The 16,351-nt window shown below is 60.6% G+C and carries 14 protein-coding genes; 10 read left to right on the plus strand and 4 right to left on the minus strand.

Going from position 1 to position 16,351, the window contains the following annotated elements:
- The first annotated feature begins 26 nt into the window (after positions 1-26).
- Complete coding sequence (locus SOP85_RS07265; RefSeq protein ID WP_274075054.1) at positions 27-1,040, plus strand: ABC transporter substrate-binding protein; 1,014 nt, start codon at positions 27-29, stop codon at positions 1,038-1,040.
- A 95-nt stretch (positions 1,041-1,135) separates the two neighbouring features.
- Here SOP85_RS07265 and SOP85_RS07270 read toward each other — a convergent pair whose 3' ends face one another.
- Complete coding sequence (locus SOP85_RS07270; protein ID WP_274075055.1) at positions 1,136-2,056, minus strand: LysR family transcriptional regulator; 921 nt, start codon at positions 2,054-2,056, stop codon at positions 1,136-1,138.
- A gap of 183 nt (positions 2,057-2,239) precedes the next feature.
- Here SOP85_RS07270 and SOP85_RS07275 point away from each other — a divergent pair, with 183 nt between their 5' ends.
- The gene (locus tag SOP85_RS07275) at positions 2,240-3,160 is read left to right on the plus strand and encodes a TauD/TfdA dioxygenase family protein (RefSeq protein ID WP_274075056.1); all 921 of its coding nucleotides are present in this window, start codon (positions 2,240-2,242) and stop codon (positions 3,158-3,160) included.
- Between the two features lie 87 nt (positions 3,161-3,247).
- Here SOP85_RS07275 and SOP85_RS07280 read toward each other — a convergent pair whose 3' ends face one another.
- Both SOP85_RS07280 and SOP85_RS07285 read right to left on the minus strand, forming a co-directional pair.
- Entirely contained in the window at positions 3,248-4,864 is a 1,617-nt protein-coding gene (locus SOP85_RS07280; RefSeq protein ID WP_323626523.1) for an alkaline phosphatase family protein, read from the minus strand.
- 195 nt (positions 4,865-5,059) lie between these two features.
- On the minus strand, positions 5,060-6,004 hold the full coding sequence (locus SOP85_RS07285; protein WP_323626524.1) for a LysR family transcriptional regulator: 945 nt from the start codon (positions 6,002-6,004) through the stop codon (positions 5,060-5,062).
- A 165-nt stretch (positions 6,005-6,169) separates the two neighbouring features.
- Here SOP85_RS07285 and SOP85_RS07290 point away from each other — a divergent pair, with 165 nt between their 5' ends.
- The 8 genes from SOP85_RS07290 (at position 6,170) to SOP85_RS07325 (ending at position 15,008) form a co-directional block, all read left to right on the plus strand.
- Positions 6,170-8,536 carry a TonB-dependent receptor gene (locus SOP85_RS07290; protein ID WP_323626525.1) on the plus strand — a complete coding sequence of 789 codons (2,367 nt, stop codon included), beginning with the start codon at positions 6,170-6,172 and terminating at the stop codon, positions 8,534-8,536.
- A 262-nt stretch (positions 8,537-8,798) separates the two neighbouring features.
- A complete protein-coding gene (locus tag SOP85_RS07295; RefSeq protein ID WP_323626526.1) occupies positions 8,799-9,611 on the plus strand; it encodes an energy transducer TonB in 813 nt (270 codons plus the stop codon).
- Positions 9,612-9,655: 44 nt separating this feature from the next.
- A complete protein-coding gene (locus SOP85_RS07300) occupies positions 9,656-10,378 on the plus strand; it encodes a MotA/TolQ/ExbB proton channel family protein (RefSeq protein WP_323626527.1) in 723 nt (240 codons plus the stop codon).
- A 1-nt stretch (position 10,379) separates the two neighbouring features.
- Positions 10,380-10,781, plus strand: a complete 402-nt coding sequence (locus tag SOP85_RS07305; protein WP_034148436.1) for an ExbD/TolR family protein — start codon at positions 10,380-10,382, stop codon at positions 10,779-10,781.
- A gap of 264 nt (positions 10,782-11,045) precedes the next feature.
- On the plus strand, positions 11,046-11,627 hold the full coding sequence (locus SOP85_RS07310; protein ID WP_323608067.1) for an alpha/beta hydrolase: 582 nt from the start codon (positions 11,046-11,048) through the stop codon (positions 11,625-11,627).
- A 56-nt stretch (positions 11,628-11,683) separates the two neighbouring features.
- Positions 11,684-12,607 (plus strand): sigma 54-interacting transcriptional regulator, encoded by a 924-nt coding sequence (locus tag SOP85_RS07315; protein ID WP_323626529.1) that lies wholly within the window; start codon positions 11,684-11,686, stop codon positions 12,605-12,607.
- A 251-nt stretch (positions 12,608-12,858) separates the two neighbouring features.
- On the plus strand, positions 12,859-13,641 hold the full coding sequence (locus tag SOP85_RS07320; protein WP_323626532.1) for a MetQ/NlpA family ABC transporter substrate-binding protein: 783 nt from the start codon (positions 12,859-12,861) through the stop codon (positions 13,639-13,641).
- Between the two features lie 224 nt (positions 13,642-13,865).
- Positions 13,866-15,008 (plus strand): RHS repeat-associated core domain-containing protein, encoded by a 1,143-nt coding sequence (locus tag SOP85_RS07325; RefSeq protein WP_323626533.1) that lies wholly within the window; start codon positions 13,866-13,868, stop codon positions 15,006-15,008.
- A gap of 24 nt (positions 15,009-15,032) precedes the next feature.
- Here SOP85_RS07325 and SOP85_RS07330 read toward each other — a convergent pair whose 3' ends face one another.
- Entirely contained in the window at positions 15,033-16,229 is a 1,197-nt protein-coding gene (locus tag SOP85_RS07330) for an AAA family ATPase (RefSeq protein WP_274075065.1), read from the minus strand.
- Positions 16,230-16,351 lie beyond the last annotated feature (122 nt).

A 16,351-nucleotide genomic window follows, 5' to 3' on the forward strand; every position in this document is an offset into this window, starting at 1 on the left:
AACGCCGTCGCCCAGGAGCCGCACCCATGAACATTCCCTTCAAACGCGTCATCAGCCTGATCGCCGTACCGGCCTTGGCGGGCTTACTGGCATTCACCGCCCAGGCCGCCGAACTCAAGGAAATCCGCATCGCCGTACCCGACCTCAGCGCCGGCACTCAACACAGTGCAGGCGGCGTGGTGGACGTGCTGCGCGATCAACAGATCTACGAAAAGGCCTTCGCTGACCAGGGCATCAAGATTCAGTGGAATTTCTTCAAGGGCGCGGGCCCGGTGATCAACGAAGCCTTCGCCAACGATCAGGTCGACCTGGCGTATCTGGGCGACCTGGCGGCGATCATCGGCAAGTCCAATGGCCTGGATACCCGGGTGCTGAGTGCCTCGGCGCGCGGGGTCAAGCATTACCTCGGCGTGGTGCCGGGTTCGGGGATCAAGACCCTGCAGGACCTCAAGGGCAAGCGCGTTGCGATCTTTCGCGGCACCGCCAGCCAGTTGTCGTTCGATGCGGCGCTGGCCAGCCAGGGGTTGAGCGAGAAGGATCTGAAAGTCATCAACCTGGATTTCAACGCTGCGGTTGCGGCACTCGCCGCCAAACAGATCGATGCGTCGTGGGGTGGTTCAAGTTTGACGGCGTTGCAAGCCAAGGGCTTGGCCGAGTTGCCGTTGAACACCAAGGATCTTGGCGGCGCGGGCAGTGTTCAGGCCGTATTGGTGGGCAACGGCAAGTTTGTCGATGAGCATCCCGAGGTGGTGACGAAATTGCTCAAGGCCCAGCAGCAGGCAGTGCAATGGCTGACCCAGGACAGCAACAAGGAGGCGTACATTCAGTTGGTGTCGGGGCTGGCGAGTTATCCATCGGTGATTCTGACCGAGGATTTGAAGGACCAGAATTTGAGCGAGGTTTTCCCGTCGACCCTGGATCCGGTGTTCCTGGGTAAATTGCAGGATGCGGTGGATCTGGCTTCGCAGCAGAAGCTGATTCGCAAGGCGTTCAAGGTGAGCGATTGGGTGGCGCCTGAGTTGGCTGCGGCCAAGCTCTGAATCGTTGGTGTCAGAGCCGACGCCTTCGCTGGCAAGCCAGCTCCTACAGGGATCGCCGCGTCCTTGTAGGAGCTGGCTTGCCAGCGATGAGGCCATCAAACCGCGACTGCGATCTCCTGCTTGTCCACGGCAACCAACATCTCGATCATCGCCCGCGCCGCCGGCGACAACCTGAACCCTGTGCGACTGACAATCCCGCACCGGGCATTCATGCTTTCGATGTTCTGCGGCAGATTGCGCCAGTGCAACAGCACCAGCGAACCCTGGGCAATGTCCTCGACGAATGCTTCCTCTGTGCCCACCCCAATCGCGTTCGACTGCAGCACGATTTTCACCAGTGCCGGGAAATGCTCGGTCTCGATGGTCGGGGAAAAATCCATGCGCCCACTGAGGTTCGCCAGTAGTTTGCGGATGCCCGGTGGGATCAGCGTGGTCGCCAGCGGGTAGTCGAACATGTCGTTGGTCGACAGGCTTTCCTTGGCCAACAGCGGATGCCCGGGACGGCAGAAAAACACCCCGCGCTTGGGCGTCAGGGCCTGGGTCTGGAAGTTCGGGTCGGCTTCGAAATGGCGGATGTCGGCGATGAAGAATTCGATCTCTTCGCGGCTCAGCGCGCGGCTGAGTTTTTCCCAGTTATCCACTTCGAAACAGGTGCGCACTTTCGGGTGGGCATTGATGAATTGCGCGACCGCATCCGGCACCAGTTTCACCGCCGGGGCGGGTCCGCAACCGAAGCGCAACTCACCGGCATCAAGCTTGGTCATCTGCGTCACTTCGGCGCTGAGCAATGCCGCGCCTTGCACCAGGCTGCGAGCATGTTGCAACACCACCAGGCCTTCGGGTGTCGGGCGCAGATCCTTGTTGCCACGGTCTACCAGCACGCAGCCGAACTCTTGTTCCAGCCCCTGGATGCTGCGGCTGAACGCCGGTTGAGTGATGCCCATGGCGTCCGCCGCACGGACGAAACTGCGGTGTTCGTTGAGGGCGATGAAGTAGCGCAACTGGCGAAGATCCATATGCTTTCCCGGCATCCTAAAAATAGCTCGAAGGCATTTGCGACGAGGGTTGGTTGAGGTTTTAAATGCAAGCTCTTATTCCGTCAACGAAGCATGTGAATATCTATTAGATCTAAAGAGAATATAGATAGAGCGTTGTTTCGCTGCCGCTCAACCGTCAGCAGTCCGATCGAGGGTCTACCCATGAGCAATGCCGCTTTAGCCGTAAAACCCGCTGTTCACGCGCTTGAAATCCATCCGGTGGCCGGTCGGATCGGTGCCGAAATTCGTGGCGTGAAGCTCTCCGGTGAACTGGATGCCAGCACCGTCGAAGCGATCCAGCAGGCGCTGGTGCAGTACAAAGTGATCTTCTTCCGCGAGCAGACCCACCTCGACGATCAGAGTCAGGAAGCCTTCGCCCATCTACTCGGCGAACCCGTGGCGCACCCGACCGTGCCGGTGCGCGACGGCACCCGTTTCCTGCTGGAACTGGACGGCGCCCAAGGCCAGCGTGCCAGCTCCTGGCACACCGACGTGACCTTCGTCGACGCCTATCCAAAAGCCTCGATCCTGCGTTCGGTGGTGGCACCGGCCTTCGGTGGCGACACCGTGTGGGCCAACACTGCCACCGCCTACAACGAACTGGCGCCGGAGCTGCGCGAGCTGGCGGACAAACTCGTGGCGGTGCACAGCAACGAGTACGACTACGCAGGCGGCAAGCCGGACGTGTCGGAGGAGAAGCTGGAGCGCTACCGCAAGATATTCACTTCGACCGTCTACGAGACCGAGCACCCGGTGGTGCGCGTGCACCCGATCAGCGGCGAGAAAAGCTTGCTGCTGGGACATTTCGTCAAGCGCATCAAGGGTTACTCCCAGGCCGATTCGGCGCACTTGTTCGGCCTGTTGCAAAGCCACGTCATCCGCCAGGAAAACACCGTGCGCTGGCGCTGGCAGGTCGGTGATGTGGCGATCTGGGACAACCGCTCCACCCAGCATTACGCGGTGGATGACTATGGTACCCAGGACCGCGTGGTGCGGCGTGTGACGCTCAAGGGGGAGGTGCCGGTGGGGGTGGCGGGGCAGCGTAGTCAGACTATCAAAGGGGCTGAAATCTCGGGCGTCTGATCTTGCCTCTTCGCGAGCAAGCCCGCTCCCACATTCGTCCTGCGTACACGGATCAAGTGTGGGAGCGGGCTTGCTCGCGAAGCTCTTTCACCACACGCCGATCTGCACCATTTTCTCGGTTTCCGGCTCACCGTAGCGAAACCGCTGCCCACGCAAATCAATCTCCTGATGACTGATGGTCGTGCGCCGCTTCAACCCACGCACCCACTCAAACAGATACCCCGCATGCTCCTCCCGAACCGAGGCATACGCCGGGTCGGCACCCAGGTCCCGTAATTCCTGCGGATCATTGAGCAGGTCGAACAGCTGCGCTCGAAAGCCGTCATACGCCAGGTATTTCCAGCGCTCGCTGCGCACCATGGTCATGCGGCAACGGTCGATGGGTTGCTGCAGCCGCTCCCGGGCAGGTGCCTGAAAGGCGTAGTCGTATTCGCTGATCGCAAAGCGGCGCCAGTCGGTTTGCACGCCGTGCAACAGGGGAATCAGCGAGCGTCCTTCAAGGCGATGCTCGGCACCTGGCAAGCCCAGCGCCTCGAGGAAGGTAGGCAGTGCATCGATGGTTTCCACCAGTCGCTCGTCCACCGAACCACGCGTGGCGTCCGCCGTCGGGCGCGGGTCGCGCACGATCAGCGGAACGCCCACCGCCGGCTCCAGCAGAAACTCTTTTTCCCCCAGGTAGTGATCGCCAAGAAAATCGCCGTGGTCGCTGGTGAATACGATCAGGGTGTCGTCCCAACGACCGCTGCTCTGGAGAAAATCGAACAGCCGCCCGAGCTGGTCATCGACCTGCTTGATCAGGCCCATGTACGTCGGGATCACGTTCAGGCGCACTTCATCCCGGGAGAAATTCAGGCTCTCCTCGTGCTGGCGAAACGCGTTGTATACCGGGTGATCACTGGCCTCGCCCTGCGCTGCACGCACCGGCTCTATCACCTGTTCTGCGCCATACAGCGCGTGATAGGGCGCAGGGGCGATGTAGGGCCAGTGGGGTTTTATGTACGACAGGTGCAGGCACCACGGCTGCTCGCCCTGTTCGGCAATGAAGTCGAGGGCGCGGTCGGTGGTGTAGACGGTCTCCGAATGCTGCTCCGGTACGCGCGCCGGCAGATGGGCGTTGCGCATTTTCCAGCCGCTGAGGATTTCGCCCTGTTCGCCTGCGGCCGCGTTGGCCCAGTCGTGCCACGGGTTGCGCCCGGTAAACCCAAGGTCGCGCAGATGGTGGGTGTAGGGCGCGGATTCGCGTTTGTCATCGAACAACGGGTCGTCGGGGAAGATCCCGTCATGACGGAAAAATGGCTCGAAGCCGACTTCGTTCAGGACCGAAGCCTGGTCGCCGAGCGGGTCGATGGCCAGCCGCTGCAAGGCATCGAGATTGGGCGTGGCGTGGGTCTTGCCCACCAGCGCGGTACGTATGCCATGGGGCCGCAGGTAGTCACCGATGGTCAGTTCTTCCAGCGGCAAGGGCACGGCGTTCCAGGCGACCTGATGGCTGCTGACATAGCGCCCGGTGTAGGCCGACATCCGCGACGGGCCGCAGATGGTGCCTTGGGTGTAGGCACGACTGAAACGCACGCCGGCGGCGGCCAGGCGATCGATGTTGGGGGTGTGCAAGTGCGGATGGCCGTAGCACGACAGGTAATCGCGGCGCAGTTGATCGCACATGATGTACAGCACGTTGCGCACGGGGTTTGGGGTGTTTGGCATGGGGTTCACCGATCGAAAGACAGGCGAGGTTTTTCGCTGTTGGGGCGGGGTTGAGGCAAGTGCGTTTGGGGAATGGTTTTCATGCAGTGAATGCATCTTTGCCTGGGCTGACACCTTCGCGAGCAAGCCCGCTCCCACAATGGATCGGTGTACACCAGCCCCTGTAGGAGCTGGCTTGCCAGCGATGAGGCCAGATCAAACAGCGAGATTCTCCAGCGAACACACTTCATCATCCTGCGCATCAATCTCCTTGATCTGCGCAATCATCGCCTCCGCCAGCGGTGACAACCGATACCCCGCGCGACTGACAATCCCATAGCGGGTGTACAGCTCCTCCAGGTCATCGGCCAGCCCGTCGACCTTCAAGCGCACCAACTCACCCTTGGCATTATGCAGCGCATCCGAATACTCGCCGACGATGCCAATCGCATCCGAACGCAGCACCACCCCAAGCAGGCTGTAGCTGTTTTCGCATTCCACATTGGGTGTGAAATCCGGCCGGCCGCTCAGGTCGACGATGACTTTGCGCAGGTTCGGCGGGCGGATGGTCACGGCCATTGGGTAGCTCATCAATTCGGCGGCAGTGACACTTTCGCGAGCGGCCAGGGGATGCCCGGCGCGGCAGCAGAAATGCCATTTTCGCGGGCGCAGGCGTTGGGTCAGGTAGTCCGGGTCGGCCTCGAACTGCCGGGTGTCGGCGACGAAAAATTCGAACTCTTCACTCAGCAGGCGCTTGCTCAGGCTTTGCCAGTCATCCACCTGGAATTGCACCCGCGCCTTGGGGTAGCGACCGATGAAGCTGCCGATCGCCCGCGGGATCAATCCCGCCGCGGGCGCCGGGCCGCAACCGAAGCGCAACTCGCCGGCCTCCAGGCCGTTGAACTGGCTGATCTCGTTGGCCATCTGCTGCGCGCCGCTGACCAGCCGCCGCGCGTGCTCGAGCAATACCTGACCCTGTTTGGTCGGCGCCAGGTCCTTGCGCCCGCGATCCACCAACTGACAGCCGACGCTGTGCTCCAGCGCCTGGATGCTGCGGCTGAATGCCGACTGCGACAGGTTCACCGCCACGGCGCCCGCAACGAAGCTGCGCTGATCGGCGAGGGCGATGAAGTGGCGAAGCTGGCGCAAGTCGATATGCATTTTTCACATTAAAAATATCGGGGAAATGCATTGGATATGCATTAGGTCGACTCCTTATAAAGGCAATCTCTTATGCAGTAAATCTTTGTAAAAACATAAATAAATAACTTTAAAGAATATGCACTACTGAAAAGTCGCTGTGTGTTTTTGACCAGGAGCCGCCTCATGAGTCCGTTGAACCTAACGTCACCCCTCACCCCCCGACGGCTCAAACGCCTGCCCCTGGCTCTGCTGCTGGCGGGGAGCGCCAGTTGGACCCAAGGCTACGCAGCCGAGACTGCCACCCCGCAAGAGGCTACTACGAAAGCCGCGTCGGCCAAGGCCGATGGCGCTCAACTGGAAACCGTGACCGTGACCACCCGCCGTCGCGAAGAAAGCTCGCAGGATGTACCGACCCCCATGAGCGTGGTCAGCGGCCAGGTGCTGGAAACCCAGCGGGTCTATCGCATCCAGGATCTGCAGCAACTGGTCCCTAGCGTCAATGTCGCCTACATGCATGCGCGCCAGTCCAGCGTGTCGATCCGTGGCCTGGGCAACAACCCGGCCAGCGATGGCCTGGAAGGCAGCGTCGGGCTGTACATCGACAACGTCTACCTCGGTCGGCCGGGTATGGCGGTGTTCGACTTGATGGACATCGAGCAGCTCGAAGTGCTGCGCGGTCCGCAAGGCACCTTGTTCGGCAAGAACACCACCGCGGGCGTGATCAACATCAGCACGCGGGCGCCGTCATTCACACCAGAGCGCAGCATCGAAAGCTCGGTGGGCGAGGACGGTTACTTCCAGACCAAGGGCACGATTTCCGGTCCGTTGAATGATGAACTGGCGGGTCGATTTTCCGCTTACCGCACCCGCAGCGATGGCGACATCAAGAACGAATACGACGGCCACGACCTGAACGGCGGCTCACGGGATGGCTTTCGTGGCCAGTTGCTGTTCAAGCCGAACGAGTCTTTCAACCTGCGCTGGATTGGTGATTACAACGAAGAGGATTCCAGCGCCGGCACCCGCGTGTTGTACAACACCGGACCGACCATCAATGGCGTCAACCTCTATCAGAACCGGGCCAATGCGGCGGGCGCCACGCTGGTCGATGGCACCCACCGAAAGGTCAACCTGAACAACGATCAGCACGTCACCGTGCATCAGGGCGGCACGTCGGTCGAGGCCAACTGGACGCTGCCGAGCGACTTCACCCTGACCTCGATCAGCGCCTATCGCTGGTGGAATTTCACTCCGCGCAACGATGACGGCCTGAACGTAACCGCCTTCTACAACGCTGGCGTTTCGGTGGAGGATAAGCAGTATTCCCAGGAGTTTCGCCTGGCCTCGCCCACCGGCGGATTCTTCGATTATGTGCTTGGCGCCTATTACTTCGGCTCCAACCTGGACAACAAATCGTTCTCCTATTACGGCCCGCAAGCGGACATCTGGAACGGCACACCTGCGGGCGCACTGGCCAACGTCACCAGCATCGGCAAAGGCCACATCCAGACCGACAGCTTCGCCCTGTTTGCCCAAGGCACCTGGCACCTCAGCGATCGGCTGGACTTCACCGCTGGTGTGCGCGGCACCTACGAAGAGAAAAGCGCCTGGGTCGACCGTAATGCGCCAGTGGGTGGCGCGGCGGTGGCTGGCGCGGCAGCGGCGGTCAGACAAGGTCGTGCCGGGGCTTACGACTCCGGCGATTTGAACCAGTACAGCTCCAGCCCCTCGGGTCTGCTGAACCTCAGCTATCACTTCAGCGATAGCCTGCTCGGCTACGCCACGCTGTCCCACGGCGAGAAATCCGGTGGGGTCAACCTGGCCGTGGGCACTGCCCCGGTCGCCGGCTCCGACTCGCTGCTTATCGGCACCGAGCGCGCCAACAACGCCGAACTCGGCTTCAAAAGCACCCTCTGGGACCGTCGCCTGCAACTCAACGCCAACGTCTTCTGGACCCAGGTCAACGGCTACCAGACCAACGCCTACGACGACGTCAACCGCGTGCAATACCTGACTAACGCCGGTTCCGTGCGCTCCCGTGGCGTGGAATTCGACAGCACGCTGATCCCGTTGCGCGGCCTGACGTTGAACGTCAACGGCTCCTACAACGACGTCAGCTACCTCTCCTACAAGGATGCGCCGTGCCCGCCGGAAGTCAGCCTGGCGCCAGGCGCCCCGGCCTCGTGCGATCTCACCGGCCACCAGGTGGTCGGTGCTTCGAAATGGATCGGCAACGCCAACGGCGAATACAAATGGAACCTGAGTAACGGCTTCGAGGAGTACGTCACCGCCAGCTATGCGTTCCGCTCCAAAGCGGTGGGCACGGTGGAGGATTCGGACTTCGGCCAGATCCCGAGCTACGCCGTGGTCAACCTGTCCACCGGCCTGCGTGGCGACTTCAAGCAGGGCCAGTGGGACGTCTCGCTGTGGCTGAAAAACGCCTTCGACAAAACCTATTACACCACCCTCTGGACCGGCGCCAACGGCGGTTACGAAGGTTTGCTCGGGACACCACGGACCTTGGGTGTGACTGGTCGCTACGACTTCTGATGCGCCGAAAACCATGCCTTGGGGGAATATTTTCAATGCCTGAAAAGCATGTGTTTTCGGCCGCCTGGCCGCAGCCCTTACGCGACATGGCCTGCAACGAATCGAGCTTTTTTCATATTCGTTTTGGGTCTATCTATAACTTCAAATATTACTTTCAGAGATAAGCGTCTGACTCAATGATTAACCCGTCGATACGTCGTTCGGGGGAACGTCGGGTTCGTCGTATGGGGTAATTCGCAAAAAGACCGCAGGGAGTAAATCAATGGGCAATGTCCAGAACGCCGCCAGCGCACACGAGGTGCTTTGGCGCCACGCGCCAGGTGGTGAGTTGGTCGACCTCGGGCGGGTTCACCGCGTGCCTTTGGGCCAGCTGCGTTTGCAGCGTGCACCCAAGGGCGTCCTGAGCCGACGCGAAGCGATCCTGCTCGGTGTGCTGGCGTTGCTGGTGCACGGCGCGGTGATTTACTGGGTCAATCAGCAGCCGACCAAGGCATTGCCGATCGTGCCGCCGGAAATTCCACCGATGACCATCGAGTTTTCGCGTCCGGCACCGCCAGCGGTTGAGCCACCTCCGCCGCCTCCGCCACCTCCGCCAGCGGTGGTCGAACCGCCACCCCCCGTGGTGGATGAGCTGGCAGCCAAACCGGCGCCAAAACCGATTCCCAAGCCAAAGCCCGTGGTCAAGCCAGTACCTAAACCTGCGCCCAAGGCAGTCGAGCAACCGCCTGCACCGCCACAACCGGCTACTCCGGTTGCAGCACCGGCACCGCCCGCGCCACCCGCGCCAGCGCCTGTGACGCCTGCCTCGGCCAACGCCGCGTACCTGAAAAACCCGGCGCCGGAATATCCGTCGCTGGCCCAGCGTCGCGGTTGGGAAGGCACGGTGTTGTTACGAGTACATGTTCTCGCCAGCGGCAAGCCCGGCGAGATCCAGATTCAGAAGAGCAGCGGCCGCGAGGCCCTCGATGAGGCCGCCCTGAGCGCCGTGAAACGCTGGAGTTTCGTGCCCGCCAAGCAGGGTGATGTAGCCCAGGACGGCTGGGTCAGCGTGCCCATAGATTTCAAGATTCATTAAACCGACACCTATTTAGCGCGAAACGTTTACATGAGGAATTCACCATGACGTTATTGGCATCTCCACTCGAATCCATCGAAAGCGCGGTGATCTGGCTGCTGGTGGTTTTTTCTGTCGCCACTTGGGGCCTGGCGTTGCTCAAGGGTGTGCAGTTCGGTCGCCTGAAAGCTCAGGACCGCAAATTTCATAAACAGTTTTGGGCCGCTTCCAGTCTGGATTCTGCGGCTGAGTTAGCCGAAACCCAGCCCGGCGCTGCAGCGCGGGTGGCACAGGCCGGTTATGCGGCGATCCAGGTGGGCGAGGCGCCACACGCAGCGGACTTGAGCCAGGCGATCAATCATCAGGATCGCCTTGAGCGGGCCTTGCGTCAGCAGATCGTGCGCGAGCGCCGTTCGCTGGAAACCGGGTTGGCGGTGGTCGCGAGTATCGGTAGTACGTCGCCGTTCATTGGTTTGTTCGGTACGGTGTGGGGAATCATGGAGGCGTTGAAGGGCATCAGCGCGGCGGGCTCGGCGAGCCTGGAAACGGTGGCCGGGCCGATCGGTGCAGCCTTGGTGGCCACCGGTGTGGGGATCGCCGTCGCGGTGCCGGCGGTGTTGGTTTACAACTACTTCTTGCGCCGTTTGAAGCTGACGGCGGCGGACCTCGACGACTTTGCCCACGACTTCTACAGCCTGGCGCAGAAGAGCTCGTTCCGCGTGTTGATCCATCCGACGGCGCACAAAGGCGCGGCATCGGGTAACGCGCAGAAAGTGGAGGCGTCCTGATATGGCCTTCTCCACGCAAGACAGTGATGAGGTGCTGAGCGAGATCAACGTGACACCGCTGGTGGACGTGATGCTGGTGCTGCTGGTGGTGTTCATCGTCACCGCGCCGCTGCTGACCAACGCGATCCCGATCAACCTGCCCAAGACCGAAGCGGTGGCGCCGGTGGAGCAGAAGGACCCGCTGGTGGTGAGCATCGACGGGGCCGGCAAGCTGTTTATCAACAAGGATGAAATCCAGCCGGATTTGCTGGAATTCAATCTACAAGCGGCCAAGGCCAAGGACCCGGAGGTTCGGGTGCAATTGCAGGCCGACGACGGGGTGAATTACGGCGAAGTGGCACGGGCCATGGCGTCCATTGAGCGGGCAGGTATTACCAAGTTGTCGGTGATCACCGCGCGCTGAAAGATTTTCGATTTTCCGGGGCCGTCTCCTTGGCAGGGTGCGGCCCTTTTTTTATTTCTGTCAAACACATCACCCCTGTAGGAGCTGGCTTGCCAGCGAAAGCGGTGTGTCAGGCAAGTCGCCTTCGCTGGCAAGCCAGCTCCTACAGTTGAGCGCGGGTCATATTCTATATAGGTCTTAATAAATAGCTTCTTATTCCTTAACGAATATAAATCCCGTCCCTATACTCGATCAGGAACAGACACGCAGCAGGAGAGCTCCCCCATGCGCAACGAATCCATTCGCTACCTGATTGTGCCGGGCTGGCAAGGATCGCCGGAAGATCATTGGCAAAGCCACTGGCAGAACAGCCTGCCGAACAGCGCAAGGGTGGAGCAGGCCGACTGGTTGACGCCGCGTCGTGAAGACTGGGTGGCGGCACTGGCCGAGGCGATTGCCGCCGACAGTACCCCGGTGATCCTGATCGCCCACAGTCTTGGCTGCATCACCGTCGCGCATTGGGCGGCGACCGCACCTGTGCAGTTTCTGCGTCAGGTACGTGGCGCCCTGCTGGTCGCGCCGGCGGACGTCGAGCGCCCGGCATGCGCCCCGGCCCTGCGCAATTTCGCACCGATCCCAACCGACCTGCTGCCCTTCCCCAGCCAGGTCGTCAGCTCTGACAACGACAGCGCCGTCAGCGCGCCGCGGGCTGTGGAACTGGCGCGTAACTGGGGCGCGGAAGCGGGAATCCTGGCGGGTGCCGGGCACATCAATGTGAAGTCGGGTCATCAGCGTTGGGAGCAGGGTTTTGCCTATCTCTATCGTCTGCAAAACCGCATGGAACACCACGCCCTGCGCCGCGCCTGACCCTTTCGTCTTTTTCAACGCCCCCGTCCTTTGGAGGATTTGGGCGGGAGCCTGCCATGAGTTTTGAAACCTTCGGCCAGCCGCTGCTGACCTTTCCCGACGCGGAAAAAAGTCCCCTGAGCATCCGCGCCAAGGCGCTGGTATTCGTCGATCCGCGTTCGCGGCAACTGCGCCAGGAGCTGGAGCAACTGGCGCCGCGCTCGATCTCGGTGCTGATCCGTGGGGAAACCGGCAGCGGCAAGGAGCTGCTGGCGCGGCACATCCATCGCGCCAGTGATCGCGGTGGATTGTTCGTCTCGGTCAACTGCGGGGCAATCAGCCCGACCTACGCCGATGCCGAATTGTTCGGTTATGCCGCCGGCAGTTTCAGCGGCACGGCCAGCAGTCGCGCCGGTTGGTTCGGTTCGGCGAACGGCGGCACTTTGTATCTGGATGAAATCGGCGACCTGCCGCTGCCGATCCAGATCAAATTGCTCGCCGCCCTGGAAAACCACGAAGTGACCCGCGTTGGTGCGCATCAACCGAGCCCGGTGGACGTGCGCCTGGTCGCCGCCACCAGCATCGACCTGGCCCAGGCGGTTGCCGCCGGAAAATTCCATGAGCGGCTCTACCACTATCTCAGCGAAGGCCAGCTCGAACTGCCGGCCCTGCGCGAGCGGGTGGGTGACATCCTGTCCCTGGCCGAATATTTCCTCGGCATCTACAGCCAGCGCCTGGACCTGCCAGTGCCACTGATCAGCGAGGCCGCACAAGCGGTACTTGAGAGACACAGCTGGCCGGGCAATACCCGGGAGCTGGAAAACGTCATTCACTTTGCGCTGTTGGTGAGTACCGGTGACGAGATCCTGCCGGAGCATTTGAATTTGCCTGATGAAGGTTTGGCGCAAATCGAACGGCAACTCCGACAGATTCTTGGCAACGGCTCCGTCGCCGAAATAGAAGCCTTGAAACAACTCCTGAAACACACCGCCCTCCTGTAGGAGCAAGCTTGCTCGCGATTGGGCTTACGCGGTTTTTCTGGTCGGACGCCATCGCTGGCAAGCCAGCTCCTACAGTTGAATGTGTGGGCCAGAGCTGTATGAACAAAATGGAATATGAAAGTGAATAAAAGATATTGTTCGGGAATAAAAAATCCCGGTATTGTCCGCGTCACGCCAGCGATAGCACTTCACTGGCACCTAAATATCTAGCCGTCGCCACAAGCGACCGTGATTTTCGATAAGGACACTGCATGAAAAAGGTTCTGTTGTTCACCGCACTGGCGGCTGCCCTGACCGCGGGCCTGGCCCAGGCTGGCGAGAAACTGGTGGTGGCGGCGACCCCGGTTCCACACGCCGAGATTCTTGAGCTGATCAAGCCGACCCTCGCCAAAGAAGGCGTGGACCTGGAAATCAAAGTCTTCACCGACTACGTTCAACCGAACGTTCAGGTCGACCAGAAGCGTCTGGACGCCAACTACTTCCAGACCCTGCCATACCTGAAAAGCTTCAACGAAGGCAAAGGCACCAACCTGGTCACCGTGATCGGTGTTCACGTTGAACCGTTCGGTGGCTACTCGAAGAAAGTCAAAACCCTGGCCGAGCTCAAGGACGGCGCGACCATTGCCATTCCTAACGAAGGCAGCAACAGCGGCCGTGCCCTGATCCTGCTGCAGAAGGCTGGCCTGATCGAGTTGAAAGACCCGAAAAACGCCGTGTCCACGCCAAAAGACATCGCCAAGAACCCGCACAACTTCAAGTTCAAGGAGCTTGAGTCGGCCATGTTGCCGCGTGTGCTGGATCAGGTCGACCTTGACATGATCAACACCAACTACGCGTTGGAAGCGGGCCTGAACCCGGCGAAAGACGCGCTGATCATTGAAGGCTCGGATTCGCCTTACGTGAACTTCCTGGTGGCTCGTCCAGACAACAAGGATAGCGCCGCCATCCAGAAACTGGCCAAGGCCCTGACCAGCCCGGAAGTGAAAGCATTCATCGAGAAGAAGTACAGCGGCGCGGTACTGCCAGCGTTCTGATTCACCAGGTAAACCTCTTCAAGGTTTGCAACGCCGACGGCTGATAGAGCGTCGGCGTTTTTTATCTTCCCACGCTCTGCGTGGGAATGCCTCCAGTCGCAGAGCGTGGGAACGATCCAAGTGCGTAACCGCACATTAAAACCACTCGGCACCTAGCAGTTCTGCTAGGTGCCCGAGGCTCCGGTATGGGTGCAAGATTGGCCTTCGACCAGGAGGCTCCCGCGATGACAGCTGTACCTACCCCTATGTGTCGGTATCACTATGACGCGCTGGACCAGATCACAGGGCTCGAGTGCGCCGACCAGGCCAGCGTGCAACGCTTCTATCGTCATAAGCATCTGGTAACGGAAAGGCAGGGACAGACCAGTCATTCTGTATTTCAGCACGGCGAGCAACTGCTCGCCGTGCAATCGAGCGAGAACGACACCCTCAAGAGCCAGTTGCTGGCCACCGATCAACAGCGCTCCGTTTTGCAGCTGATTGATTCGGTGGGGCCGTTGCCACAGGTCTACACAGCTTACGGTCATCATCGGGCCGAAAGCGGTCTGAGCAGTCTTCTCGGCTTTAACGGCGAACGTCGTGACCCGGTGACCGGGTATTATTTGCTGGGTAACGGGCATCGGGCGTTCAACCCGGTGCTGATGCGTTTCAACAGCCCTGACCGGCTGAGTCCGTTTGGGCAGGGCGAGTTGAATTCGTATGCGTATTGTTTGGGGGATCCGGTGAATCTCAGTGATCCGACGGGGCGGTTTGCCGAAATAGGCCGAGTGATCACAAGCCTCATGAGTGTGTCTAATACACGACTGGGCATGTCCCGTCCCATCCCCTCCTATAACTTGGCCAAGGATGCCTTGAGACTGGGTGCATTGAGGAAATTACCGGCCAGACAGGCCTTTGCGGCAGCGAGCACGGTGACGGCCAGTGGTGCGATACTCACCACAGGTCTGGTTGGGGTTGTAAGTGCCATTGTGGCAATTGGTGATGATCCTGAGGTAGCCGCAATACTGGGGTATGTCGCGTTAGGGCTGACAACGTTGGCCTTAGCATCGAGAGTGGGGACTTACTGGGCTGTGAAAAAGCCCGGGACTGAAGCTGCCTTGATGAGTTTTGTGAAGAACAAGGGGCGGGTAAACACCGCGACACCGCCCGCGTCACCCCGGTCTTCCAGGCGGGCTTCGAACTCTTTCGAGCTAGCGGAGCTGCAACCATCTTCAGGCGAATCAAGATCAGAGCAGCTGGTGAAAACAGGGACGCTAAACAGCGACGAGAGGCTTGAATTAGCGGTTGGTCGGGCACTGTTGAAGCGCTGGAGGGGCAGTCAAGAGACTTCGAGCACGGCCAAAAAAATTCGTCGTCATTCTATCTGAAGGCACATCAGAAAGGTTGGCCGGTCAATCCGGCCAATACCAGGCCGGCTCATCCAGCATCCGCTGCCCCACAATCCCGGTTTGCCCGAGATTCTTCTCCAGCACGATGCAATTGCATTCAGGATCTTCCTGCAACGCCGAAATCAACCGCCGCGCATGGGAAACCACCCACACCTGACACTGTGCGGACGCGCGGATGATCAAGCGCGCCAGCGCCGGCAGCAGATCCGGATGCAGGCTGGTTTCAGGTTCGTTCAGCACCATCAGCGTCGGCGGCCTGGGCGTCAGCAGCGCCGCCACCAGCAGCAAATACCGCAAGGTGCCGTCCGACAGCTCGGCTGCCGACAACGGTCGCAACAGTCCTTCCTGATAAAACTCGATAGCAAAACGCCCGCCGGCCAGCGGCTCGATGTGCAGGCGCGCACCGGGAAAGGCGTCGCTGATCGCGTTGCGCAATGCCTCGGGGTCGCCGATTTCGATGATGGTCTGCAACGCCGCCGCCAGGTCTCTGCCGTCGTGGTGCAGCACCGGGGTGCGGGTGCCCAGTTGTGGCTGACGCACCGGGGCGTCCGCGTCGCTGCGAAAGTGATCGTAGAAGCGCCAGCGGCGGATGAACTCGCGCATTTCCAGCACTTCTGGCGAGGTACGCAGGCTGCCGACCTGATCGAACAGGCTGTCGAAATTTGGCGTGTGTTGAGCCAGCACGTCCCAACTGCGGTTGGCCCGAGCGCGGATCAGCGGCCCGTCGCGATCCACCAGCAGGCTCGCTGGCCGATAGAACGGCCCGGCCCACAGGCACTCGCGCTTGATCTGCGGGTCGAGGCTGAACCGCGACGGAATAGGCGTACTGTGCCCGGGCAGCATGAAGTGACCGTTGGAGTCGGGCAGCCCCAGGCTGATCGAGTAACCGAAGTCTTCCCCGGAGAATCCCAGCCGCAGGCGCTTCACGCCCCGTGGCACGGTCGCCTCGATCGGCACTTCGCCATTGCGCATGCGCCGGCTGATGGTTTCCGGGCCGGCCCAGAAGGTCGAATGCAATCCCCCCTCGCGGGCCAATGCATTGACCACGCCGCCCTGGGCGGTTTCCGCCAGCAGGCGCAGCGCGCGGTAGAGATTGGATTTGCCACTGCCGTTGGGGCCCGTAATCAGGTTCAGCCGGCCCAGCGGAATCACCAGTTTATTGATCGAGCGGTAATTGGCCACCGCGAGGGTTTTTAGCATGAAGGACGTTCCCTGTGACCTTGTAGGAGCTGCCGCAGGCTGCGATCTTTTGATCTTTATCATTCAAACGCAAAAGATCGCAGCCTGCGGCAGCTCCTGCAGTGGAAATGATGATTATTGCG

The organism is Pseudomonas sp. YuFO20 (assembly GCF_035064975.1).
Classification (GTDB): Bacteria; Pseudomonadota; Gammaproteobacteria; order Pseudomonadales; family Pseudomonadaceae; genus Aquipseudomonas; species Aquipseudomonas putida_AE.